General features: G+C 44.6%; 31 protein-coding genes. 27 read left to right on the top strand and 4 right to left on the bottom strand.

The window, feature by feature from the left end; all coding sequences use genetic code 11:
- The first annotated feature begins 20 nt into the window (after positions 1-20).
- Genes AB3114_RS03805 through AB3114_RS03795 form a run of 3 tightly spaced genes read left to right on the top strand, consistent with a single transcriptional unit; the run spans position 21 to position 1,049 of the window.
- Positions 21-293 (top strand): IreB family regulatory phosphoprotein, encoded by a 273-nt coding sequence (locus AB3114_RS03805; RefSeq protein WP_367341940.1) that lies wholly within the window; start codon positions 21-23, stop codon positions 291-293.
- A complete protein-coding gene (gene ruvX / locus AB3114_RS03800; protein WP_367341939.1) occupies positions 293-736 on the top strand; it encodes a Holliday junction resolvase RuvX in 444 nt (147 codons plus the stop codon). The genes AB3114_RS03805 and ruvX overlap by 1 nt, the downstream gene beginning before the upstream one ends.
- A 4-nt stretch (positions 737-740) precedes the next feature.
- The gene (locus AB3114_RS03795; RefSeq protein ID WP_367341938.1) at positions 741-1,049 is read left to right on the top strand and encodes a DUF1292 domain-containing protein; all 309 of its coding nucleotides are present in this window, start codon (positions 741-743) and stop codon (positions 1,047-1,049) included.
- Between the two features lie 60 nt (positions 1,050-1,109).
- On the opposite strand, the gene rnhC is transcribed toward AB3114_RS03795, so the two are convergent.
- On the bottom strand, positions 1,110-2,003 hold the full coding sequence (gene rnhC / locus AB3114_RS03790; protein ID WP_367341937.1) for a ribonuclease HIII: 894 nt from the start codon (positions 2,001-2,003) through the stop codon (positions 1,110-1,112).
- Between the two features lie 77 nt (positions 2,004-2,080).
- Between rnhC and AB3114_RS03785 the strand changes: the two genes are divergently transcribed.
- From AB3114_RS03785 to AB3114_RS03770, 4 genes are all read left to right on the top strand, one after another.
- A complete protein-coding gene (locus AB3114_RS03785; protein WP_367341936.1) occupies positions 2,081-2,620 on the top strand; it encodes a CvpA family protein in 540 nt (179 codons plus the stop codon).
- 11 nt (positions 2,621-2,631) lie between these two features.
- Positions 2,632-5,016 carry an endonuclease MutS2 gene (locus AB3114_RS03780; protein WP_367341935.1) on the top strand — a complete coding sequence of 795 codons (2,385 nt, stop codon included), beginning with the start codon at positions 2,632-2,634 and terminating at the stop codon, positions 5,014-5,016.
- Between the two features lie 113 nt (positions 5,017-5,129).
- Complete coding sequence (trxA, locus tag AB3114_RS03775) at positions 5,130-5,444, top strand: thioredoxin (RefSeq protein ID WP_367341934.1); 315 nt, start codon at positions 5,130-5,132, stop codon at positions 5,442-5,444.
- Between the two features lie 196 nt (positions 5,445-5,640).
- The gene (locus AB3114_RS03770; RefSeq protein WP_367341933.1) at positions 5,641-6,669 is read left to right on the top strand and encodes a branched-chain amino acid aminotransferase; all 1,029 of its coding nucleotides are present in this window, start codon (positions 5,641-5,643) and stop codon (positions 6,667-6,669) included.
- Between the two features lie 89 nt (positions 6,670-6,758).
- On the opposite strand, the gene AB3114_RS03765 is transcribed toward AB3114_RS03770, so the two are convergent.
- On the bottom strand, positions 6,759-7,292 hold the full coding sequence (locus AB3114_RS03765; RefSeq protein WP_367341932.1) for a YslB family protein: 534 nt from the start codon (positions 7,290-7,292) through the stop codon (positions 6,759-6,761).
- A 130-nt stretch (positions 7,293-7,422) separates the two neighbouring features.
- Here AB3114_RS03765 and murI point away from each other — a divergent pair, with 130 nt between their 5' ends.
- Genes murI through cbpB form a run of 4 tightly spaced genes read left to right on the top strand, consistent with a single transcriptional unit; the run spans position 7,423 to position 9,807 of the window.
- Positions 7,423-8,223 carry a glutamate racemase gene (gene murI / locus AB3114_RS03760; protein WP_367342110.1) on the top strand — a complete coding sequence of 267 codons (801 nt, stop codon included), beginning with the start codon at positions 7,423-7,425 and terminating at the stop codon, positions 8,221-8,223.
- 10 nt (positions 8,224-8,233) lie between these two features.
- Entirely contained in the window at positions 8,234-8,827 is a 594-nt protein-coding gene (locus tag AB3114_RS03755) for an XTP/dITP diphosphatase (RefSeq protein ID WP_367341931.1), read from the top strand.
- Complete coding sequence (locus AB3114_RS03750) at positions 8,827-9,345, top strand: YfcE family phosphodiesterase (protein WP_367341930.1); 519 nt, start codon at positions 8,827-8,829, stop codon at positions 9,343-9,345. Before AB3114_RS03755 ends, AB3114_RS03750 begins: the two co-directional genes overlap by 1 nt.
- Before the next feature lie 9 nt (positions 9,346-9,354).
- A complete protein-coding gene (cbpB, locus tag AB3114_RS03745; RefSeq protein WP_367341929.1) occupies positions 9,355-9,807 on the top strand; it encodes a cyclic-di-AMP-binding protein CbpB in 453 nt (150 codons plus the stop codon).
- Positions 9,808-9,861: 54 nt separating this feature from the next.
- Here cbpB and AB3114_RS03740 read toward each other — a convergent pair whose 3' ends face one another.
- Positions 9,862-10,728, bottom strand: a complete 867-nt coding sequence (locus AB3114_RS03740; protein ID WP_367341928.1) for a mechanosensitive ion channel family protein — start codon at positions 10,726-10,728, stop codon at positions 9,862-9,864.
- A gap of 128 nt (positions 10,729-10,856) precedes the next feature.
- Here AB3114_RS03740 and AB3114_RS03735 point away from each other — a divergent pair, with 128 nt between their 5' ends.
- The 16 genes from AB3114_RS03735 (at position 10,857) to AB3114_RS03660 (ending at position 22,701) form a co-directional block, all read left to right on the top strand.
- Positions 10,857-11,288 (top strand): DUF948 domain-containing protein, encoded by a 432-nt coding sequence (locus tag AB3114_RS03735; RefSeq protein ID WP_367341927.1) that lies wholly within the window; start codon positions 10,857-10,859, stop codon positions 11,286-11,288.
- Positions 11,288-11,677: a hypothetical protein gene (locus AB3114_RS03730; RefSeq protein WP_367341926.1), complete on the top strand. Its 390-nt coding sequence runs from the start codon at positions 11,288-11,290 to the stop codon at positions 11,675-11,677. Before AB3114_RS03735 ends, AB3114_RS03730 begins: the two co-directional genes overlap by 1 nt.
- A gap of 203 nt (positions 11,678-11,880) precedes the next feature.
- A complete protein-coding gene (ccpA, locus tag AB3114_RS03725) occupies positions 11,881-12,888 on the top strand; it encodes a catabolite control protein A (RefSeq protein WP_367341925.1) in 1,008 nt (335 codons plus the stop codon).
- A 10-nt stretch (positions 12,889-12,898) separates the two neighbouring features.
- Complete coding sequence (locus tag AB3114_RS03720) at positions 12,899-13,750, top strand: hypothetical protein (RefSeq protein ID WP_367341924.1); 852 nt, start codon at positions 12,899-12,901, stop codon at positions 13,748-13,750.
- An 81-nt stretch (positions 13,751-13,831) separates the two neighbouring features.
- The gene (locus tag AB3114_RS03715) at positions 13,832-14,566 is read left to right on the top strand and encodes a YebC/PmpR family DNA-binding transcriptional regulator (protein ID WP_367341923.1); all 735 of its coding nucleotides are present in this window, start codon (positions 13,832-13,834) and stop codon (positions 14,564-14,566) included.
- Positions 14,567-14,686: 120 nt separating this feature from the next.
- Complete coding sequence (gene comGA / locus AB3114_RS03710) at positions 14,687-15,661, top strand: competence type IV pilus ATPase ComGA (protein WP_367341922.1); 975 nt, start codon at positions 14,687-14,689, stop codon at positions 15,659-15,661.
- The gene (locus AB3114_RS03705; RefSeq protein ID WP_367341921.1) at positions 15,579-16,661 is read left to right on the top strand and encodes a type II secretion system F family protein; all 1,083 of its coding nucleotides are present in this window, start codon (positions 15,579-15,581) and stop codon (positions 16,659-16,661) included. Before comGA ends, AB3114_RS03705 begins: the two co-directional genes overlap by 83 nt.
- Positions 16,661-16,972 (top strand): competence type IV pilus major pilin ComGC, encoded by a 312-nt coding sequence (gene comGC, locus AB3114_RS03700; protein ID WP_367341920.1) that lies wholly within the window; start codon positions 16,661-16,663, stop codon positions 16,970-16,972. Before AB3114_RS03705 ends, comGC begins: the two co-directional genes overlap by 1 nt.
- Entirely contained in the window at positions 16,969-17,379 is a 411-nt protein-coding gene (locus tag AB3114_RS03695) for a prepilin-type N-terminal cleavage/methylation domain-containing protein (protein WP_367341919.1), read from the top strand. The genes comGC and AB3114_RS03695 overlap by 4 nt, the downstream gene beginning before the upstream one ends.
- Positions 17,360-17,656 (top strand): hypothetical protein, encoded by a 297-nt coding sequence (locus AB3114_RS03690; protein ID WP_367341918.1) that lies wholly within the window; start codon positions 17,360-17,362, stop codon positions 17,654-17,656. The genes AB3114_RS03695 and AB3114_RS03690 overlap by 20 nt, the downstream gene beginning before the upstream one ends.
- Entirely contained in the window at positions 17,653-18,138 is a 486-nt protein-coding gene (locus tag AB3114_RS03685; RefSeq protein ID WP_367341917.1) for a hypothetical protein, read from the top strand. The genes AB3114_RS03690 and AB3114_RS03685 overlap by 4 nt, the downstream gene beginning before the upstream one ends.
- A 255-nt stretch (positions 18,139-18,393) precedes the next feature.
- Positions 18,394-19,422, top strand: a complete 1,029-nt coding sequence (locus AB3114_RS03680) for a class I SAM-dependent methyltransferase (RefSeq protein WP_367341916.1) — start codon at positions 18,394-18,396, stop codon at positions 19,420-19,422.
- Between the two features lie 20 nt (positions 19,423-19,442).
- On the top strand, positions 19,443-20,651 hold the full coding sequence (locus tag AB3114_RS03675; RefSeq protein WP_367341915.1) for an acetate/propionate family kinase: 1,209 nt from the start codon (positions 19,443-19,445) through the stop codon (positions 20,649-20,651).
- A 73-nt stretch (positions 20,652-20,724) separates the two neighbouring features.
- Positions 20,725-21,333 (top strand): metallophosphatase, encoded by a 609-nt coding sequence (locus tag AB3114_RS03670; protein WP_367341914.1) that lies wholly within the window; start codon positions 20,725-20,727, stop codon positions 21,331-21,333.
- Positions 21,334-21,376: 43 nt separating this feature from the next.
- Positions 21,377-21,922, top strand: coding sequence for a YutD family protein (locus tag AB3114_RS03665; RefSeq protein ID WP_367341913.1), 546 nt, complete (start codon positions 21,377-21,379; stop codon positions 21,920-21,922).
- Between the two features lie 2 nt (positions 21,923-21,924).
- On the top strand, positions 21,925-22,701 hold the full coding sequence (locus AB3114_RS03660) for a TIGR01457 family HAD-type hydrolase (RefSeq protein ID WP_367341912.1): 777 nt from the start codon (positions 21,925-21,927) through the stop codon (positions 22,699-22,701).
- Positions 22,702-22,745: 44 nt separating this feature from the next.
- Here the strand turns inward: AB3114_RS03660 and AB3114_RS03655 are convergent, their stop codons facing one another.
- Positions 22,746-23,393: a VTT domain-containing protein gene (locus tag AB3114_RS03655; RefSeq protein ID WP_367341911.1), complete on the bottom strand. Its 648-nt coding sequence runs from the start codon at positions 23,391-23,393 to the stop codon at positions 22,746-22,748.
- Between the last annotated feature and the right edge of the window lie 351 nt (positions 23,394-23,744).

Here is a 23,744-nt window from a genome sequence, read left to right as displayed (position 1 = left end):
ACTAGTGGGGAGGTGTCATTATGGACTCCAATAATGATGACAAGACGATGTTCTATGATTTTAACCAGGAACACGAAAAAACAATTCAACAGACGTTAAAGGCCGTTTATGACGCCTTAAAAGAAAAGGGCTATAATCCAATTAATCAAATTGTTGGTTATTTGCTGTCAGGCGACCCAGCTTACATTCCGCGGCTGAAGAATGCCCGGAATCTGATCCGCGAACACGAACGTGACGAAATTATCGAAGAGCTGGTTCGTTCTTATCTCAAGAACAACGGAGACGAGAAATAATGCGTTTAATGGGACTTGATGTAGGTTCTAAGACCGTCGGCATTGCTTTCAGTGATCCCTTGGGATGGACGGCCCAGGCACAAGAAATTATTCCCATCGATGAGGATGAGGGTGTCTTTGGCATCGACCGGGTTGCAGAATTAGTTAAGAAGGGCCAAATCGGCGGCTTTGTGATCGGCTTACCAAAAAATATGAACAATACTTCTGGCCCGCGGGTCGAAGCATCTAAGCACTATGGTGATCTGCTCCGGAAGCGCTTTCCTAACATTCCCATTGACTACCAGGATGAACGGCTGACGACTGTTGAGGCTCACCGGATGTTAGTTGAAGAAGCTGATGTTTCTCGTGCTAAGCAGAAAAAGGTAATTGATGAACTAGCCGCAACGTTGATTTTGCAGAATTACCTGGATGCTCATGGTAAATTAACAAAGAAATTGAGGTAATCATATGAAGCAAGAATCAGATTCATCACATTACGACGGCGAAGTTTTTACCTTAGTTGATGAGAAAGGTAATGAAGAACTGTACAAAGAAGCACTGCGTTTCCAATCTGACCAAAATCACAAGTGGTACATCGTTTTGTACCCACTAGATGAAGAAAACAGTGACGAAGTAAGTCTTCAGGCCTTCTCATTCCGCGATGACGGCAAGGGTGGCGATATCGCACTTGAACCGATCGAAAATGACGCCGAGTGGGATATGGTTTCAGAAGTGATCAACACCTTCGTCGATGATGACGGTAATTTCAACGCCTAAGCAATTAACGATAAAGACTCCTAGCATCCAGACGGGTACTGGGAGTCTTTGTGTCTGCTCTTATTTTCTAGCAAGTTGCTTAGCTTTTTGGGTATTGGCAAAATGAAGTTTGGCAAAGTGCCCCAGGTTTTGGCCCCGCCGCAGTAATTTGGCTGCTATTTCATCGACGACGTGGCCTGCGCCAATGGGCAAAGTCATTCCTGCTTGTTCGGACAATGCATCCATCCGGGTTAGTGAGTAGTAGCGAGCAATGACCGATGCAGCTGCTACAGCAACGTGGGCTTGTTCCCCCTTCACGCGGAAATAGACGTGATCAGACACGATCTTGTGTTGACCTGCTAAGTGATGGAAATATGTCTGTGCCGGCTCAAACTGATCAATGAGAATTGCACGCGGCTTCTTGGGTGCGATTTTTTCTAGGACTTTGCCAAGGGCTAAATTATGGCACAGGGCCTTCAGTTGAGCCTGGTTGTAGTGCTTGATGCGATCATTATAGACGTCGGGATCGAGGTTGACGATATGATACGGACAGATTTTCATCACCCGGTGCGCTAACTTGATGATTTCGGGATCGGAGAGAGTTTTCGAATCTTTAACGCCCAAAGCGGTCACTTTTTGAACGTGGTTGCTATCAACATAAACTGCCGCCACGGTGAGCGGTCCAAAGTAAGAACCGACACCCACTTCATCCGAACCGACAACGGACCAGCCCGCAAATCCCTTCGGCAGACCCGCTGCCTCTTCTTGACTGGCAGCTTTTGGCGACCACTTTGCAGCTTCACTCTGGGCGCGTTGCCCCTGAAACATAACCTTGTGTGATTTGGTATAGCCGGTAACTATTACGTCAGATTTGTGTTGACGGAAACTGGCACCAGCCGGTAATTTTTCACTAGATGCATAGTATGTTGACATTTTTTGGAAAGTAGTTGGATTAACGGTAATTACGATTTGCATAGGTGAAAACTCCTTTGGTGATCCTTAACGTTTTGTAGAGCACAATGTCAATGCTAAAATACATCGTATAACAAAGAATGAGGCAGAAACAAATGATCCTTACGACCTTAATCATTATTATCCTGGTGGGTTGTTTTATTCACGGTCGTCGACGCGGACTGTTAATGATGCTGATATCATTGGTCACTTACTTGGTGGCTCTGACCGTGGCCCGCGTAGTTTCCCGCAATATCGGTTCACTCTTAGCCAGTGGTCACTCTTTAAATAATCCGACAGCTTTTAGCACACAGCTGTTACAACTTGTCGATGGTACCCATTTCTTTTACAATGGAATCGCTTTTATGGTGACGTTTGCGATCGTTAGCGGGTTGTTGCACTGGTTGTTATACCGGCTCAATTGGCTCAACCGTTTACCGGTCCTCGGCACCTTAAATGGTTGGGCTGGTGGCCTGTTAGAATTGGTCTTGGGATACATCATGATCGACGTGGTTCTTCTGATTTTACAACTATGGCCCAATGATTGGTGGCAAACGCAATTTTCACAGTCAGGATTAGGGCAGTGGATCGTTAATAATACAAAGATCTTAATGCGGCTCCTGGTGAGCTGGATTGGATAGGAGAAATAACAATGAACCATAAAATTATTGAAACACTAGAATTTGGCAGAATCCGTCAGCAATTAAGTCAATACCTCGTGACGGCTGCCGGTGAAGCTGAGGCGGCTGATTTGGAACCGTCGACGGATCGGGCAACCGTCCGTGACCAGCTAGTCGAAACGACGGATGGTGCTGACATTTTACGTTTAAAGAATGGTATTCCCATTCCTAAACTGGTGGATATTACTGAACCGCTGAAACGACTGCGGGTAAAGGCCCGCTTGAACGGAACCGAATTAGCGCAGATCACGCAGGTTCTGCGGGCCAGCATGAGCGTTCGCAATTTCTTTCAGGATTTGCACGAAAATGATGACATTGACTTGCGCCTCTTGCCAGAACGGGTTGACCAACTGGTAACCATTCCATCGGTCACTAAGCGTTTGATCCAATCCATTGATCCTGATGGGCGTATCAATGACGAAGCTTCTTCAAAGCTGCACGGGATTCGTCAGCTGATTTCCAAAACCGAGGACGATATTCATGCCCAGATGCAGTCATATACCCACGGTAAGCGGGCCAAGTACTTGAGCAATCCGATCGTGACCATGCGGAACGACCGTTACGTTATCCCGGTCCAATCACGTTACCGCCACAAGGTGGGTGGGGTTGTTCACGACCAAAGTGCGAGTGGTCAAACCCTGTACATCGAGCCGGCGGACGCGGTCGATCTTAACAATCGTCTGCGCCAGTCGCAGATCGATGAACGCCAAGAGATGATCCGGGTACTGACCGAGCTTTCCAAGATGATTACCCCTTATCGTCATGACATCAACAACAACGCCAAGATTCTGGGCCACCTTGATTTTGTTAATGCTAAGGCCAAACTGGCACATGACGAAAAAGCTAGTCTGCCGCTAATTTCTGATGATAACCAGATTTCGTTGCGCCAGGCACGGCACCCGCTGATCGACCCGGCTAAAGTCGTAGCTAACGATATCAAACTCGGCGGCGATTATTCCACGATCATCATCACTGGTCCCAACACTGGTGGGAAGACGATTACCTTGAAGACACTGGGACTGATTCAGTTGATGGCCCAAGCGGGTCTCTTTATTCCCGCCAACGAAAACAGTCACGTCGGGGTCTTTGATAATGTTTTCGCGGACATCGGGGATGAACAATCGCTGGAACAAAACTTGTCGACTTTCTCTGGCCACATGGACAACGTCAAAAAGATTTTATCAGACGTGTCTAAAAAGAGTTTGGTGCTGCTTGACGAACTGGGTGCCGGAACGGACCCGAAAGAAGGGGCAGCTCTTGCCATGTCCATTTTGGATCAATTGGGTGCAGATGGCTGCATGGTCGTCATTACAACTCACTACCCAGAACTCAAAGTGTACGGCTATGACCGTCCCGAAACGATTAACGCTTCGATGGAATTTGATAAAGAAACCCTGCAACCTACCTACCGCTTACTGCTGGGAATTCCTGGCCAGTCTAACGGGATTGAAATTGCCAAACGCCTTGGAATCGATGAAGCCATCATCGATGAAGCTCAATCACTGGTTAGCGATGACAGTCAGGACCTTAATAAGATGATCGGTGAATTGGTCGAACAGCGACGTCAAGCCCGGTTGGAAAACGAACGCCTCCACAAGCTGGTCCAAGAAAATGATAAGAAGCAGGCCGATCTCACCCAGAAGCTGGACCGCTTCAACGAGTCGCGTGACAAATTGATGGATCAAGCCCGGCAAAATGCCAACCACCAAGTTTCGATGGCTAAACGGAAGGCCGATCGCATTATTCACCACTTGCGTCAGATGGAAGTTAGCCAGGGCGGACAGGTTAAAGAAAATGAACTGATCGATGCCAAGGGTCAGCTCAATGCCCTGCACGCTGACGATCCGCGACTGCAGCACAACAGCGTTCTGAAACGGGCTCACGCTAAACACGACTTACATTCTGGGGATACCGTGATGGTCAAGTCATATGGCCAGCAGGGAACACTGGTTAATAAACGCGGTGCCCACAAGTGGGTTGTCCAGTTGGGTATCCTCAAAATGGAAATTGATGAAAATAACCTCGAAAAACTGAGCGCTAAGCAAAGGGCCCAGCAAAAGGAAAAACAAAAAAAGCAAGTTCATCGTTCTGCTGTGCGGACGACCCAGACGCGTCATACGACGGCGCGGTTGGATCTGCGGGGAGAACGTTATGAACAGGCAATGAATGATCTTTCCCAGTTTATTGACCATGCTTTGTTGAACAACCTCTCACCGGTGACAATTGTCCACGGCAAAGGCACCGGGGCACTGCGCAAGGGCACTCAGCAGTATCTACAGAGCAATCCCCGTGTCAAATCATTTGGCTACGCTGGTCCGCACAACGGCGGGGATGGGGCAACGATTGTTTACTTCTAAAACAGTAGTATGCCAATCAATCATCTTTCTTACTAAATGTAAGCAGAAAGATTGGCGCCACCCTTCTTATTTGCTAGAATATAGTTAATCAGAAATTTAGAGGAGTGATTGAAATGGCAGTTAAAGTAACAACCGACCAAACTTTTGATACTGATACCGCTGATGGCTTATCCGTCACCGATTTTTGGGCAACGTGGTGTGGCCCTTGCCGGATGCAGGGTCCAGTCGTTGAAAAACTGTCTGATGAATTAGACGGGAAAGTTAAGTTTACAAAATTGGATGTCGACAAAAACCAAGAAACTGCAGCTAAGTATCGTGTGATGAGTATTCCAACACTGCTAGTAAAAAAGGATGGCAAGGTCGTGGACACTATCATCGGTTACCACAGCCGGGAACAGTTGCTGCAGATTTTGCAACCTTACATGTAAACTTTAATATCTTAACCAAAAGTGACCGTGATGCTTTGGATATCACGGTCTTTTTTTTATTTTTCCGGTTAAACTGGACATGGCACTAATTATTAGACTATATTAAAAACCGGTTAAGAAAATATAACTTTGATTTAATGACAAATAGGAAAGCGGCTTGGTCTTAATTCTTGTCTTGTCATGGGAGGTTTTTTGAATGGCAAAAACACGTCCAGAAGATTTGGATTTTAACAACTTAGGATTTCAGTATCACGACTTACCATATCGTTTTGAAGAACGCTTTGAAGACGGTAAGTGGCAAGGTGGGAAATTAATCGAGGATTCCACGATTACCCTGTCCGAAGCGTCCGAAGTGCTTCACTACGGCCAAGAAGTTTTTGAAGGACTGAAGGCTTACCGAACCAAAGATGGGCACATCAACCTCTTCCGGCCAGACCAAAATGCTCACCGGATGGCTAATTCGGCTAAACGGATGATGATGGAACCCTACCCTGAAGACAAGTTTGTCGAAGCCATTAAAAAAGTAGTTCTGGCTAACGAAGACTTCATTCCGCCTTATGGTTCTGGTGGTTCCCTGTACCTGCGTCCATTCATGATCGGGACGGACCCACTGGTGGGTGTTGCTCCGTCAACGAGCTACACCTTCCACGTTTACGCCACCCCAGTAGGCTTTTACGTCAAGGGCTTGAACCCAATGCCATACACTGTCAGCAAGTATGACCGGGCTGCTGCTTACGGGACTGGTCAAGCTAAAACCTCAGGTAACTACGCCGGTTCTTTGCTTCCAGAACTGACAGCTAAGAAGGAAGGCTATGCCGACTGCTTGTACTTGGATCCAAAGGAACACAAGTACATCGATGAATTCTCAGGTGCTAACTTCTTCGGAATTACTAAAGATGGTCAATTCATCACGCCAAAGTCCAATTCAATTTTGCCATCAGTGACGAAGCGTTCACTCCTTCAGATTGCTGATGATTTAGGCCTGAACCCAATTGAAACGAAGATCAACATTAATACTGATCTTGATAACATTGCCGAAGCCGGGGCCATGGGAACGGCTGCCGTCATTTCACCAGTTGGTTCCCTGACTTACAAGGGGAAGAAGCACGTCTTCTACAGTGAAAAGGAAACGGGTCCAGTGACGACTAAGCTTTACAAGACGCTTTACGGCATCCAGCTTGGTGATGTCGAGGACAAGCACGGTTGGATTCAGCAGATTAAGTAAGCTGATAATTTGCCTTCTAAAGCTTCGCTAGGATAGCCTATAACAAAATCAGCGACCGATGATCGAACAATCATCAGTCGCTGATTTTTTTACTTATCACGCTTTTTCTTTCGTTTCTTGCCTTTATCTCTTTCCGGTTCATCCGGCGTGCCTTGTAACCGAATAAACTGAGCAATTTCGGCTTTGCTGTCTCCCTTATCCACTGGATCATGCTGGACCATAATGTCGATGCTAGCGCGACGCCGATCGACAATTTCGGCTTCAGCAGCGGCGCCAACCTGGAATTCAGTTTCCATGGCAAGGAAGCCAGCTTCTAAGTCAAACGAGACCTTTTCGTGATCGATGCCTAAACGTTCACTGACAATGGGCCCTGATAAACGATACAATTGTTGATTTTTATTTTCTTTGCGTAAACTGAGCTCACCGAATCCCAGCTGGTTGGTAAGAGTAATTAAATCATCAACTGATGCCACGGGGTATTCACGTGCGATATCTTTGCCGATCCAATAAGAAATTCCGTTAGTTTCTTTCCCGAGCATGGCCGGTAAGAGTACATCGCGAATAGTGCTACTGATCAGGCCACGCTGAGAATTGATAAAACGATTATAGCTTTCTTGACTCATGGTTTTCTCCCTTTTTTGTTCAGCTATAATAATAACCGTCAGGACTGTGACATGCTAGGGTAAACTTGAAAAAAAGTGCCTAAACGCAGATAATGGAGTTTCAAGATAGTAATGAAAGATGGTGAAGGTAATGGATCAACGGCCGATCGGGGTCATGGATTCAGGCCTGGGTGGCTTGTCTGTTGTCCGGTTAATGCGTCAGCGAATGCCACACGAATCGGTAATTTTTGTGGGTGATCAAGGTCATTTTCCGTATGGAACACGGACACAGGATGAAGTTCGTTCCTTTGCGCTCACAATTGGTAAATTTTTGGTGCGTCAAAATATCAAATTGATGGTGATTGCGTGCAATACAGCAACTGCAGCATCACTAACACTTCTTCAAGATAAACTTCCGGTTCCGGTTATCGGGGTGATTCGCCCTGGAGCTGAAGCAGCTGTTAGTTTGCCTTATCATGACCGCATCGGGGTGATTGCTACTGAATCGACAACGAAAGATGGTGCCTACGTTCGCACCATTAAGTCTTTGTCACCCCAGACAACGGTTGTTGCTAAGGCAACCCAACCACTAGTGCCAATCGTGGAGCATGGCCAAACTGGCACTCCCAAAGCGCAGCATGCGGTGGATAAAGAGTTAGCTTTGTTTAAGCAGCATCCCGTTGATGGCCTTATCTTAGGATGCACTCATTTTCCGTTTTTAACTAAAGAAATTATGAATACACTCGGGAAATCGGTTGCTATCATTGATCCGGCAGGGGAGACGGTACAACTGGCTTCGCGAATTTTGACCAAACATGATGCTTTAGCACCGCAGGATCAGCAAGGTCAATTAACCTTGTATTCAACCGGTACCGCTTCAGATTTGGCCAAAGGCGCTCGGCAATGGTTAGGTGACAGCAATTTAACTGGTGAGCACCTCGCCTTGTTTTAGGAGGATTAACATGAAAACGTTAGTTATTGCCACTAAGAATATGGGAAAAGCGCGTGAGTACGCGGAACTGTTTCATCCTTATGGTATTAAAATTCAAACTCTCAAGGATTTTCCCCAATTTCCGATTAACGAAAACGGAACGACATTTGAAGAGAATGCCATGATTAAGGCTAAGGCAGCTGTGGATCACCTTAATTTGCCGGTTTTGGCTGATGATTCAGGCATCTGTGTGGACGCCTTGAATGGTGCTCCTGGCATTCATTCAGCGCGTTATGCGGGCGATCATGATTTCAAAGCTAACAATGCTAAGCTACTGAAAGAAATGGCGGATGTACCCGATGAAAAACGGACAGCACATTTTCATACGACGATCGTTTGCCTAAAACCAGACGGCAAAAAGTTAGTTGTTGATGGCAACGTCAAGGGACACATTCTCCATGAGCTTCACGGAGAAAACGGTTTTGGCTACGACCCACTTTTCTACGTCGACGAGTTGAATAAACCGATGGGCATTCTCAGTGATGAGGAAAAGAATTCCATCAGTCACCGTGGACGAGCCATGCGTGCTTTGATGAAACAATTTGAAGGATGGTGGGAAGCGTAATGAAACTGCTATTTGCGAGTGATAACCATGGTGACGCCGCCATTTTGCGCAAAATTGCTGATACTTTCGCTAATGATGTCGATGCCATGTATCACTGTGGTGATTCGACGATGCAGCCTGATGATCCGGCAATGGCTCCTTTTACCGGCATTAAGGGTAATAACGACTGGCATCTTGATTATCCACAAGAGCTGTTAGTGAAAAAGGGAGATGAACGGATTTTTCTGACTCATGGTGACCGTTATGGTGTTTATTACGGCATCGGTCAGCTGGAAAATGAGGCAACGCGACGGAAGGCTACCATCGTTGCGTTTGGTCATACCCACCAACTTTTGAGTGGAATGCGTCATGGAACGCTGTTCATCAACCCCGGTAGTACGAGCCTGCCAAGGGGTGAGTATGCTAAACTGGGCGGCACCTTTGCAATCGTCACGACGGCGCCACACCAGGTCGATGTGCAGTATTATGACCGGCAGATGAATGCCGTTGATAACCTGCATTATAGCTTTCCGCGCTAGGAGGGTGCCATGATTAACAACAAGATTCAGGACGAACTAACACGTTGGCATAATAACTACATGGTGCCTGCTAACCGGGTAGCAACGGTTAACGTTGATAATTTATTGAGCCATGCCTTCCTCGTTCTGACAACCGATAAGTTTGCCAAAATTGTTGTCATCGATAACCATAATCATTACCGCGGTCAGCTTTCCTTAGCGATGATCAATGACCAGCTGATGGAAACGACGAAATTTGACTTTAACAAACTGGATCAGCTTACGGTCGCTGACGCGATGAATACTGAAGCACCCGTTAGCCATGATCCTGATGATTTTGAAGGTAATTATCAGCTTCTATTGAATCAGTCCTTCGTGCCGGTGGTTGCTGAAGACGGTGTCTTTTGTGGAATCGTTACCCGGCGAAAATTGATGGAAGCACTAGATTTTGTGATGCATGATAATCATCCGGGAATTCAATAATAAAAAACTGGCAGCCAAGTATCATCTTATGAAGATGGGCCTGGTTGCCAGTTTTTATTTAGTTATGGTGCTTTGGGTATTTAATGAAATGCCGTGCTGCCGAAAAGCTTTGAGATAATCCGCTAGGGCCCGGGCTCCCAGTTGTGTTTGGTGGCCATTTTTACTGGTCAACAGTACTCGAAAGACGAGGTGACCATTGATGGTAACTGGTCCGACGATCTGGGGTTTGCCAATCAAAGAGGTGGCTTCTTTTTCTAAGCTTTGGTTCACGTTTTTGACGATTTCTTCAATTTTGGCTAATGGAGCATCGTTAGGAATATTGATATCGACGGTTGAAACCATGTTGTTGCGGCTAAAATTACGCACGACAGTGATTGATCGGTTGGGGATAAAATTGAGGGTACCATCTGAACTAGTAATTTGGGTGGTACGTAAACCCAGTGAGGTAACCGATCCTTTAATGTTGTCAATCTCCACCACGTCACCGACGTCAATTTGTTGTTCCATCAGGATAAAGAAGCCGTTGACGACGTCTGCCACAAAACCTTGCGCCCCAAGTCCAAGAGCAATACTAAAAATACCAGCACCGGCAATCAGTGTTCCAACAGGAACCCCTAGTATTTCCAGAAGGCCGGAGAGCCAGAAGAAAAGGCAGGTGTAACGGAAAATATTGATTGCCAACGAATTGAAAGTTGCTAGGCGGTGACCACTAAGTGACAGTCGCTTTTTGGAGTGTTGAAAGCCAGCGTTGATTAGCTTTTTGCCTAACCATAGCACCAGCATGAAGACCAGTGTCACTAAAATGAGTGATAGGCAGCGGTTCACTAAATGCTGGCCGAGCTCGTCCCAACTAAAATTGGTTAGGTATTTGCTGATTTGGTTGGTTTGTTTTAATAAATTTGGATTAATGGATTCTATCATTATTAATTTTCCCCTATCGAATTATGTTCATCTTATCATCGCCTTTTTGGAGGATCAACAGAGCAAATGTTGCGAATGGTTGGCTTTTCGTGATATTCTGGGATGGATATTTGAAGGAGGGGTTGGCAATGACAGTTGGACAAATTGCAGGATTGATCGCAGCAATCGCTCTGGTAATCTTGGTTTGCTTTGTTGGGATTTTTCTGCACCGACTTGCAGGGACTTTGCAGGCAACTGAAGAATCGCTGAAATCTTTGACCAATGATGCACACACGCTGAGTGAAAGTGTGGATAAGGTAGTCAATAACACCAATGAACTGTTAGACGACATTAATGATAAATCAGCACAACTCGACCCAGCAGTTAAGGCAGTCGCTGACGTCAGCGAAAGTGTTAGTGACGTTAACGCAGCTGCTCGAAAGCTTGCTGACAAGTTAGGTGAACGCCAACGCAGTGTTACGGCTGTTGAAAAAGTTGCTGGAAGTGCCGGTAAAATGGTCCTTTTCAACTTGGCCGGGAAGTTGCTGCGTCGTGGAAACCGGAAAGAGGGTACGAAGTAATGAATAAAAAATTTACCGCTGGTTTATTATTAGGCGCCGGCAGTGCTTACTTAGGCTGGCGTTCGTTGACACCTGAACAACGCCAACATTTAGCTCGTAAGTTCCAACGCGGTTGGTACGAAGCCGTAGATACGGCGACGGACTTTGCCCTGGAGAGTTTTGATCTCGCTAGTGTGGCTTTAGATAAATATCGGATGGCTTCAGGCGGTAAGTGGCAGTCAGTTGCTGATGCTGTCAAGGACCGTGCAGATCAAGTGGCTGATCACTTTACTAATGCTGATTTTGATGAGGAGACAGCTGCTATCCGTGATGAACTACAACGTGCCAAACGTGCAGATGACTCTTCTGATGATGACATTGTCATTAATTTGGATGATCAAAAAAATTAATTTTAATTAGAGCTCCTTTGTCGCAAGCTACGGCAACAGGGGCCTTTCTTATCTTTCAGTTGGCTATTGGCTGATTATTTGGGACATTTGTCTTATTTTATTTTGCAGAACATTTGCGCTAATGATAAATGTCTGCTATATTAGGTGCGAGTTTTATGAAAATGAATGAAAACTAATTATCTTAACAAAGAAAGGGCTTAATAATGGAAAAACAATCAGTTACCATTTACACCGTTGCCCGTGAAGCACGAGTTTCAATGGCGACGGTTTCACGGGTTGTTAATGGCAACCCAAATGTCAAACCAGCTACGCGTCAAAAAGTTTTAGATGTTATTAAAAAGTTAAACTACCGCCCTAACGCAGTGGCTCGTGGCCTTGCAAGCAAAAAGACGACGACTGTCGGTGTCGTCATTCCTGAAATCACCAATACCTATTTCGCTGAATTGGCCCAAGGTATTGATGACATTGCTACTATGTATAAGTACAACATCGTTTTGACCAACACCGACTTGGGTGGTCAGAAGACGGTGCAAGTTGTACGCGGCTTATTGGCTAAGCAAGTGGATGGCATCATCTTTATGGGACGTGACGTCAGTGATGAATTGCGCGAAGAATTCGACTCTAGTACAGTGCCCGTTGTTGTAGCGGGTTCAGTCACTAATGATGACAAACTGCCAACTGTACGGATTGACTACCGGACAGCTGCTCGCCAAGCCGTTGAACGATTGGCTAACTTAACACACGAACCGGTAGCCATGGTCGTTGATGCTAAGAACACCAAGATCTTCACCGACCATTACCTGCCTGGGTACCAGCAAGCTCTGGAAAATACTGGTCAGGACTATGACGATAAGTTGGTCTTTCAAGCTCATGAATCATATGACCAGGCTTATAAGTTAGCTCAAGAAGTACTGCAAAGCGGGGCAAAGGCTGCTTTTGTTACAGGAGATGACATGGCTGCCGGACTGCTTAATGGGCTCACCGATGCCGGTGTGAAAGTGCCTAATGACTTCCAGATTATTTCTGGCCATGACACTAAGGAAACCCGTTTAGTACGACCAATGCTGACTTCAGTAACTCAACCGCTGTATGATATTGGCGCGGTGGCAATGCGTCTTTTAACTAAACTGATGGACAAAAAGGATGAAGAAGACGATGAAAAAGATGTTCTCCTGGAACACGGCTTCAGTGTTCGTCAATCTACTCGGTAGGTGATCCGGCTTGACTTCGCGTGAAGAATACCGCCGACAACAGGGTCTTAATGAACAGGACAATGTTAGTGAGGCTCCTTCTCAGCCCCAAAATCATAATCATTTGCGCATCCGAAAGGTTATTGGCTTTGCAGTCGTTTTGTGGCTCTTTTTAGCGTCATTCTGGTTATACCGGACAATTTTTAATAAACAATTTGCAGTTCGAGAGGCGGGATCGACGGCTGTTGCTGACCAAATTGATTCAGCAGTTGACAGTGCCCTTGAACAATATAATTTACCGCACTCAATTCTGACTAAGAAGGACACTAATAGTTTGGTCAAGCAAGCAGTTAGTGACGTCTATGATAATCAGCGAATCTCGTTAGACCTGTCGCCGATTACTAATCAGTTGCAGTCATCAGTGAGTGGGACACTCAGCTCTTATGGCATTGATAGCTCTTTGGCGGGCAGTTCGATTAATGCGATTAGCACGCAACTGAATAGCGCAGTCAATGAGAAGGTTAATAATGACGCCGTGAGAAGTTTTACCACCGGTTTGCACACTGCCACTTTGGTGGACGTTGCTGTGATGGCCATCAGCGGCATTTTAGCTGTTGTTCAATTGGTCACGGCCATTTTTCGACGATATGTACTTCAGCTCGTCGCCTGGTCAGGGATTGTGGCGACGGTTTTGTTAGCCGTGACAATTACTTTGACCCGGCAGATAGTCTTAGAGGCTACCCAAGCTTTACCAGATTTATCTGCTTCTGTCGTCGGGGTAGTCAAAGATGTAGCAAGTGTAGGCTGGACCATCACCGTAGTGAGTGCAGTTGTGGCGATTGCTTGTTTGTTAGTTCATCTTTTGTTGGGCTTCCGTCGATAGTTTTAACTTGAAGTCTTTGATGTTTTTTGGTAAAATCATCGTGTTTGTTTGACTAATTATTTATGAAAAGAGGAGTTTGTAATGTCAGGACATTCAAAATGGCATAACATTCAAGGGCGTAAGAACGCTCAGGATGCTAAGCGTGGCAAGATTTTTCAGAAAATTTCCCGTGATTTGTACCAAGCTGCTAAAGCAGGTGATCCTGACCCAGCGAACAACCCTCAGCTGCGTCTGGTCATGGAAAAAGCTAATGCAGCTAACATGCCGAAGAAGAACGTTCAGCGTGCTATTGACAAGGCTACTGGTGCTGGTGGTGCCAACTACGAAGAAATTACGTACGAGGGCTATGCTCCAGGTGGTGTAGCTGTAATGGTTTCAGCATTGACTGATAACAAGAACCGGACGGCTGCTGCCGTTCGTTCTGCCTTCACTCATGCCGGCGGTTCACTCGGAGCCAATGGTTCCGTTGCATACATGTTCCATCGCCAAGGCCTGATCGAAATTCTGCGTGATGGATTAGATAAGAGCGAAGACGATGTCATGATGGATGCATTGGATGCTGGTGCTGATGACATGAAGTCGACGGATGAAAAGTTCATCATTTCAACTGATCCAAGTTCGTTGACTAAGGTTCGTGATGCTCTGCAGGGTAAGGGTTACGACCTGGATACTGCTGAAGTTACCATGATCCCTGAAAACAAGACCAAGGTTCCTGATGACAAGGTCAACCAGTATCAACACCTCATCAACGAATTGCAAAACAACGACGATGTGGCTGACATCTACGAAGCTGGGTACATTCAAGAAGACAACTAAGCTTGTCATATAATTCGAAACTCTCCGTAATCGCGGAGAGTTTTTTAATACCGTTTCTCAAATGAGAAGCGGTATTTTTTTATCCCTTTGCGTACTTTATTAGTACAGGGGGTGAAAGACGTGGAAATATCCTTAAACTTGATTATTACTAAATTAATTCAAAAACGTGCGTCAGACATGTATCTGTTGCCTACTGCTCATGATTATCGCTTGTTGGCCAATATTGGCGGTCATTTGTGTTTGCTACAGATGGTTGAAAACAGTCAAGCTGTCCGTTGGATTGCCAATTTAAAGTACCAGGCTAATATGGCCGTCAGTGAACATCGTCGTCCGCAAGCTGGTGCATTGCAATGGGCGGAAGGTGAACATGTTGATGTTCGTCTGTCAACAGTTGGGGATTTTCAGGGCCGGGAATCGTTGGTTGCCCGTTTCATTTATAAATTAAGTCGCGAAGGATTTGGGTTATTGGTTCCTGACCAGTGGCGACAGCTTAAGGAGGCTGTTAATCAACGGGGGATGGTGCTCTTTGCTGGTCCAACTGGATCGGGCAAAACCACGACGATGTATCGTCTTGCCACGATGTTTCGTTCAGGAGTCGTGATGACGATTGAGGATCCAGTCGAAATTCGCGAACCGACTTTCTTACAGTTACAGGTGAATCGATTGGCCGGAATGGATTACCAGGATTTATTAAGAGTGGGACTTCGTCACCGCCCGCAGGTGTTTATCATTGGTGAAATAAGAGATAGTGAGACAACCCAGATGGCGATACAAGCTGCATTAAGCGGTCATTTAGTATTAGCAATCGTTCATGCACGATCAGCGAGCGGAGTAATTGCACGCCTGCGTCAGTTAGGTGCCGATTCATATTATCTAGATCAGACGTTAACCGGTGTCTGCTATCAGCGGTTAATACCAGACCAAGCAGACAAATTGGCTGTTTTGTTTGATTTGTTGTTGGGCAAAGATTTGCATGACACGATTATTAATAAAAAGAGTGGGGGAATGAGCGATGAGTGGCGACACCATTTGGCACAAGCAGTTACTGAAGAAAAAATTGAATCGGCAATGGCCACGAAATTTAACAACGGCTAAGAAAAAAACTGTTTCACAGTCACGGCTGGCGTCTTGGTTCGTCCTCATTGCCAAGCTATTGAGTGTCGGTTTTTCGCTTCAACAAAGCGTGCAATTTTCTCAGCGTGTCATGCCCAAAGATCGTTTTTGGTTGAAACGCGTCGAAAGAGCGTTGACTAATGGTGATTCTTTTGCCACGGCGGTCAATGAAATGGTCAATGCCGATTTGTATGTGCAGTTAGTTTTGGCTGAACAGCATGGCCAATTGGGGTCGACGTTAGCAGAATTAGGGGATTTTTTACTGGCCCAACAGCGTCAACGTCGCAAGTTGATTGCACTGCTGCAGTACCCTATTCTCCTGATTTTTTTATTAGGGGCAATGATGGTGGCTCTGGGAATTTTTGTATATCCTGAGTTGCGGACCTGGCAAGGTAATCAGTTGAGTTCTCATTGGCAAATCATACCATGGCAAGGGATAGCAGCTTTTCTTGTTGGCTTTGTCATCATTTACTTATTTGCATATTATCTCCGTTGGCAGAAAAAAGATGTTGAATCACGAGTTCGTGCACGTTGTAGTTGGCCAGTTGTTGGTAAGATGTATCGTCAATATTATGGCTACTACTTGGTTAGTACGATGGCAATGTTGTTGGGACACGGTCTATCTCTTAGGGAGTGCTGCCAGGTTGCAACGTCATTTAATAATAATTCACTACTGTGCTGGTGGGGACAGCGTCTCTCTAGCATTAATGAGGGTGGACGGAGCATGGTGAAATTAGTTGATAATTGCCCATATTTACCTGCAGAATTGACGATTTTTTTACAGCAGGGGTTAACTCAAGAAAGATTAGCCGATGAATTAGCAGTGTTTGGACATTTGTTATTTCAGCGTTTACTGGAAACAATTGAACGTTTATTAGTTTTTGTTCAGCCGCTGATGTTCTTAATTGTTGCCATTATGATCATTGGCATGTATATGAGTATTTTGTTGCCAATATATCATTCATTGCAGGGGGTGTACTGATGCATAAGTTGTTCAAAAAGCAAGAAGGATTCACGTTAATTGAAATGGCCATTGTCCTCTTTATTATCAGTCTCTTGGTATTAATTATTTTACCCAACCTAGCTTCTGAACGAAAGCATGCAGTGAGGATTCATCGAAATGCGATGGTGACGGTTGTCCAAACTCAGCTCGATCTTTATGAAAACGATAATGGAAAAAAGGCTGGCAGTTTGTCACAACTGCGACAGAGTGATTATTTGACTGATGCTCAGGTTAAAAAGGCACATGATGAACATATCGTGGTCCAAAATGGGCAGGCTAAGCAACAATGAAGGCTAAGGCTTTTACGTTAGTGGAATCTTTAATAGTTTTATTCATAACGGCAATTATTATCGCTTTTTTTAGTCCACAAATGACAAAAAGCCGGCAGCGTGCGATCGAAAATGAATTTTTCCAGCGAGTGGAAACAGAATGGTCCAAAGCGACAACGCGGGCCCGTGAAACAGGCGAGCCCTGTCGGATTACAATTCAAAATCAACGAATGTGTTTTGGAAAACGAGAATCAATTGCCTTACCTAAGACTTTGAAGCCAACTTGTTTCGGCGCTATTCAAATAGGTGAAGATGGCTTTGTCAGTCCACAGACTGAAGAATTTACATCTGAAATTGACGATAGGATTTACCGCTTGAAAATTCAAATGGGTTGGGGAGGTTTTAAACTTGAACAAGAAGCATCATAAAGTTAATGCCTTCGTGTTGGCAGATAGTTTGGTTGCCTTAACAATTTTGGTGATGGTTTTAACGTGGTTGGCAATGTGTGAAAACCAGCTGAAAATCCAAAGAGAAAAGATGAGCACTACTTTGCGGATAGTACGTTTAGCAAAAGAAAGCAGCGATGGTTTGAGTCATCATCGCCAACGTTTTATTCGTAATGATTATCCATACAAGGCAATTGCGACGCCCTATCGTGTAACGGTCATGCGCGGCACTCAAGTGCTATGGGAGGAATCCTCATGAAGAATGCCAAACTAGCCGCTTTTACCCTTGCTGAATGTTTATTGGCTTTATTTGTGGTTGCGATCGTTGCAGTGGCAGCGTCATTTGGGGTTCACAGTGCTGGCCAAATTAATCACCAAAATTTGACGGAGCCAGTTGCTTGGTACCATTTTTTATTGGAGATGGAATCGCCAAAGCGAAAGCTGGAATTACGGAAGGTTACCCATGTAGGTGTGGATGAAGTCGAATTACGAAGTCAGATTAATGGCAAACAATACACTTTAGCTTGTAGTAATCATTTTGTTATGTATCTCAAGGGAGCTAATCGTGGTTATTTGCCTCTTTATGGTCCAATTGCTAAGAGGACGTTGCGTTACAGGCAACTTGATCGACAACGTGTTTATGTGGAGGTGAAGAATCGTGAAGGCCAAACACATCATGCGATTATTTGCTTCGCCAACCCAACACACTCAGGTAAACAGCCAGCTAAGAAGCCAAGCTAGCGCCCTGGTGTTGGCAATTTTGGTTATGATGTTTATTAGCATGGCACTGATTTGGCAATATCAAAATTTTCGCGAACAAGCTAATTTAGAACAACGTCAAATCCGGGAGATGCGTTTGCAAATGAAAAGAAACTTGGATCAGGCCAAAGTTAGGAAGCAATCTACAAGTTGATCGATTAGCTAAGCGGCTTCAAGTCTTGAATTTCCAGAAAAAAATAGATAAACTGAGATTGGTACGACTGTATCAAGATAGGAGTGACAATCCTGGTTCAACAAACAGCAGAGGACTTATTTCTTCATTTTGACAAAGCAACGCAGCTGTTGCAGCATTCACTGCGCAGCTCCTATATGGATGCATTGTTAGAAAATGCAGAAAATTTGGTGGATGGTGGCAAGGTCCAAGTTGAGGACGGTAAGCCGGATCCTTCGGAAGTTAAGCAACTGGAGGCAATTTATGGCCAGTTAAACCTGAAGGACAAGACAGCTGAAGACATCAGACGAATGTTACAATTAAGCTTGTTGAAAGTTCTTAAACAGGACTCCATTCAGGCTAATCACCAGTTAACGCCTGATTCACTGGGTTTACTGATGGCTTTTCTATTGGGCCGTGTGGCTAACATCAATGGACCAACAACAATTCTTGACCCGGTAGTAGGGACGGCTAATTTATTAACGACCGTTATGAACCACCTACATGGGGCAACCAACGAACCTTTTACTGGTTATGGCATTGATAATGACGAAAGCATGTTGGCAATTGCAAGCGCAAGTACAGCACTTCAAGGGCTCGATGTGCAGCTTTATCACCAAGACGCTATCGGCCCGTTGGATGTTCCACAGTGTGATTTAGCGGTTGCAGATTTACCGATTGGTTATTACCCACTCGACCAAAGGGCAAGTAATTACCAAACGCGGGCGCATAAAGGACATTCCTACGTTCATCACTTATTGATTGAACAGACGATGAATTATCTGCGTCCAGGTGGTTTTGGCCTTTTCTTGGTTCCATCTAACATGTTTCAGACCAAAGAATCTGCATCATTTGTCAAATGGATCCAAAAGGTAGCGCACTTGCAGGGACTAATTAACTTGCCTGATGAGTTGTTTACGAGTGCAGCAGCTGAAAAGTCTCTGTTGCTGCTTCAAAAACAAGGTGGCAATAGTCACCAGGCACCAAAGGTTCTGCTAGGAGCATTCCCACCCCTTTCCAAACGAAACGAATTCAAACGTTTTATTGCGGAAATTGATCAGTGGGTTGCCACAAATTTAAAGACGAAGGATTAGAGCGAAGGGAGTCGCAATTTATGTCAAAGATTATTGCAGTTAACGCTGGTAGTTCAACGGTTAAATTCAAGCTATTCAATATGCCTAGTGAAGACGTCATCGCTTCAGGCTTGATTGAACGTATCGGGATGGACATGGGTCATGCCAAGATCAAGTATGGGGATGACCAGGTCCACGAAGATAAGCAACCATTTGCTAACCACAAGGATGCCGTTAGCTACTTGCTCAAACAACTGATTAATCTGAAGATCGTTGAAAATTATGACGAGATCAGTGCCGTTGGTCACCGGATTGTTGCTGGTGGGCGTGACTTTGAAGACTCAGCTGTGATTAACGATGAAGTAATCAAGGAAATCAGTGATGATGCTGAATTTGCACCACTGCACAACCCTGCTGAAGTGGAAGGTATCAAGGCATTCCGGAAGGTTTTGCCACATGCTTTTGCTGTTGCGGTCTTTGACACTTCTTTCCACACTACTATGCCTGAATACAACGCCCTCTACAGTGTTCCATATGAATGGAACGAAAAATACGGTGCTCGTAAGTATGGTGCTCACGGTACTAGTCACCGTTATGTCGCTGCTCGTGCAGCTAAGATGTTGGGTAAACCACTGAAGGATCTTAAACTGATCACTTGCCACATTGGGGCCGGTGCTTCTGTTTGTGCTATCAAGGATGGTAAGTCCTACGATACTTCAATGGGCTTCTCACCACTGGCAGGTGTTACGATGGCTACCCGTTCAGGGGATGTTGACCCATCTCTGGTCTCATTTGTTCAGGACAAACTGGGCATTGACAATGACAAGATGATTGACATTTTGAACCACAAGTCTGGGGTTCTTGGTATTTCTGGTGTATCAGGTGATATGCGGGATGTTGAAGCGGGTGCTAAGAAGGGTAACAAACGTTGCCAAATCGCTCTGCAGATCTTCGACAACCGTGTCGTTCGTTACATCGGTTCATACTTAGCCGAATTAAATGGTGCTGACGCCATCGTCTTCACTGCTGGTGTTGGTGAAAATGATATTCGCTTCCGGAAGTCAGTTACTGACAAACTGTCTTACTTTGGCGTTAAGATTGACCAAGAAAAGAATAACGTTCGTGGTGTTGAACGTGATTTGTCTACGCCGGATGCTAAGATCAAGACCCTGCTTATTCCTACAAACGAAGAATTGATGATTGTTCATGATATTCTGCGTTTAAAGAAACAAGCAGATGCTAATAAGTAATTAGAATCATTTATAATATTTTTGAATGACCGGCTGCATCCAGGCAGCCGGCTTTTTGTAATGGGGTGGTATGATGCAATTTGTAACAGCCGATACACATTTTTTTGATCAGAATTTATTAGGTATTGATGATTTTGCACCGCGGCCGTTTAGCGATGTTGGTGCGATGAACCAAACCATCATCGATCATTGGAATGCCAAGGTGCAGCCAAATGACATTGTTTACCATTTAGGCGATATTGCCGTATATTTCTTAAGGCCGCCTAAGCGGGCTTATAAGGCCATTTTTGACGTTTTAAAAGAACTTAATGGCCACCTAGTGTTGATCAAAGGAAATCATGATCCAAGAGCTTTATTTAAGTATTTGGCAGCACATAACTTTGAGTTCGGTGGCTACCCGAAGTTTGAATTTCACGATGTTGGTAAATTGATCAAGTTCGATCATCGTCAGTACTACATGACGCATTATCCATTGTGGTTAGGGATTGCACCGCAAATTATTGATTTGCATGGTCATATTCACCACTATTCGATGCCGCATAAGGAAAATATTAACGTAGGTATTGATTCACCAGAACTTGCGTATTTAGGACATCAAGTGCCGTTCGGCGCTCCGCTGTCAATGACTGAAGTCGAAATGATGGTGAAAGGCAAAGCAGAAGACTTTGCTAAGCGTGGATAATTTTGTATGATTGGATTGTATCTTTTTTGAAGGAGTAGTTCTGATGAACCGCACAAAAATTCAGGATTATATCGACAAGCGTGAGGAGCAGCGGGCTGATATCTATCATGCCACTGTAGAAGACGACACTCATTTTGCGATCAATGGGCACCGTTATGAATTGGTGTTTAACAATCGCGATGCTTTTGATGCAAAGGCTTTTGCTAATCGCTTCAGCATGGTTCTTGCCAAATATGACTACATTGTGGGTGATTTGGGTTATGGTCAGCTACGTCTCCGCGGTTTCTATGCTAATGACCATCCGAAGATTGCAGTGGATCGTCGAATCGCGACGCTTCAAGATTATTTATACGAAAATTGCAATTTTGGCTGTCCTTATTTTGTCGTCCACAATTTAGCAGTTCAGAAGAGCCATAACAAAAAGCGTCGTCGCCCGCGTCATCGTCGTCATCATAGCGGTGCCATTATTCGCGAACGTCATGACAAGTTGACTGCTCCACCAGTGCATGAACGTCATCATCAAGAAGTAAAAAAAGTCAGAAAGGGTCGTAAGCGGGAGTTTGTTATGCGACGGCGGAAGGAAGATTAATTTTGAAGGATTATCAGGCTTATTTTGTCGACCTTGATGGTACTATCTATCGTGGTAAGCAACGCATCCCGGCTGCAGGGCGATTTGTCAAACGTCTGCGAAAAGCTGGCAAGCGTTTAATTTTTGTGACTAACAATAGCACTCGCACGCCAGAGGATGTTGTGAAAAAATTGCGTGACCAGCATGGCATCGATGCTTCACCAAATGATGTTTACACCAGTGCGATTGCTGCAGCTGATTATCTCAAAAATCAACTTGCTTCTGATAATCAACGTAAAGTTTATGCGATTGGCGAAAATGGTCTTAAGATGGCTTTGCAGGATCAGGGATTCATTTTAACTGACAAAAATCCTGATTTTGTTACGGTAGGATTAGATTTTGATGTTACTTATCATAAATTTGAAATTGCAACGTTAGCAATTCGTAATGGTGCGAAGTTTATTGGTACTAATGGTGACACAAATTTGCCGAGTGAGCGGGGAATGATTCCTAGTGCAGGATCTCTGGTCAAATTAGTTGAATATGCAACTCAGACTAAGCCCATTATGATTGGTAAACCGCATCGCTTAATCATGGAAATGGCATTGCAGCGTTATGGCCTTCAAAAGGATCAGGTTTTGATGGTCGGTGATAACTATCACACCGACATTATGGCTGGAATCAATGAGGATATGGATACTTTGCTTGTCTTTACTGGACTAACACGTCCTGAAGAGTTGAAGGATTTCAATGTTCAACCAACTTATACCGTTAATTCTCTTGATGAATGGCGATTCTAAAAAATCCCCTAAGTTGGATTTTGGGTCCAACCTAGGGGATTTTGCTATTCTTCCGTAGTTGTTATTTTAGAACGGATGAAACCGACGACAGCAGGTATGAGCGATACCACAATTATTCCTAGTACGATAATTGAAAAGTGTTCTTGAACAAATGGTAGGTTGCCAAAGAAGTACCCGCAAGTACAACAGAGGGCAACCCATAGTAGGCAACCCGTGAAACTAAAACGAATAAATCGGCGATAGGCAAAACCTGATCCTGCGGCAGAGAAGGGAGCGAAGGTACGGATGATTGGCATGAATCTTGCAAGAATGATTGCCATCGCTCCGTATTTTTCAAAGAACGCTTCTGCCTTTTCTAGGCTATCTTTGTTAATCAATCTCCCGAAAAGAGAATGATTGGATAGGCCTTTACCGATGAAGTGGCCAATGCAGAAGTTGATGGAGTCGCCGCTGAGACATGCAAGTAGAAATAGTGTAAAGAATAACCAGATATTTAAATTGTATTTTGGGTTTGCCGCCAGTGCACTAGCAGCAAACAGCAGTGAGTCACCTGGCAGGAAGGGCATGATGACTGCCCCTGTTTCAATAAAGATAATCGCAAATAGTATTAGGTAGGTCGCATTGCCATATTGGTTGACGATAGTAATCAGATGTGAATCAATATGGATTATGAAGTCAATGAAATTTGGCACAAGTATCTCCTTTGTTATTCATGATTAACTTGCCCTATTCTAGCAATTTTTATAGGGGATGCCAAGGATGTTCAACATAATTAACTTGGTCAATCTAGCTATTGTTTCGACAAATTTGAATTTTTTCAAATCTTTTGTTGACAGAGTGTGGATTTGCGGTTATAGTTAATAACCGTTGTCACCAAGACATGTCATGTTAATCAAATTTAGTTTTGACATGTAGTGTGGCAATATGATATTCTATCTTGGCGGCTGTTGAAGCGCTTCAAATTTTAAAAATTTGTTCTTGACAGTTCTTCATCAGCTTGTTAGAATATTAATTGCTGTTGTGATTAACGACAGCTTAACGGT

This window comes from Limosilactobacillus sp. (assembly GCF_040772465.1).
In the GTDB taxonomy this organism is placed as follows: Bacteria; Bacillota; Bacilli; order Lactobacillales; family Lactobacillaceae; genus Limosilactobacillus.
Note: the sequence above shows the minus strand (reverse complement) of the source record. Positions and strands in the feature narration are given on the sequence as shown.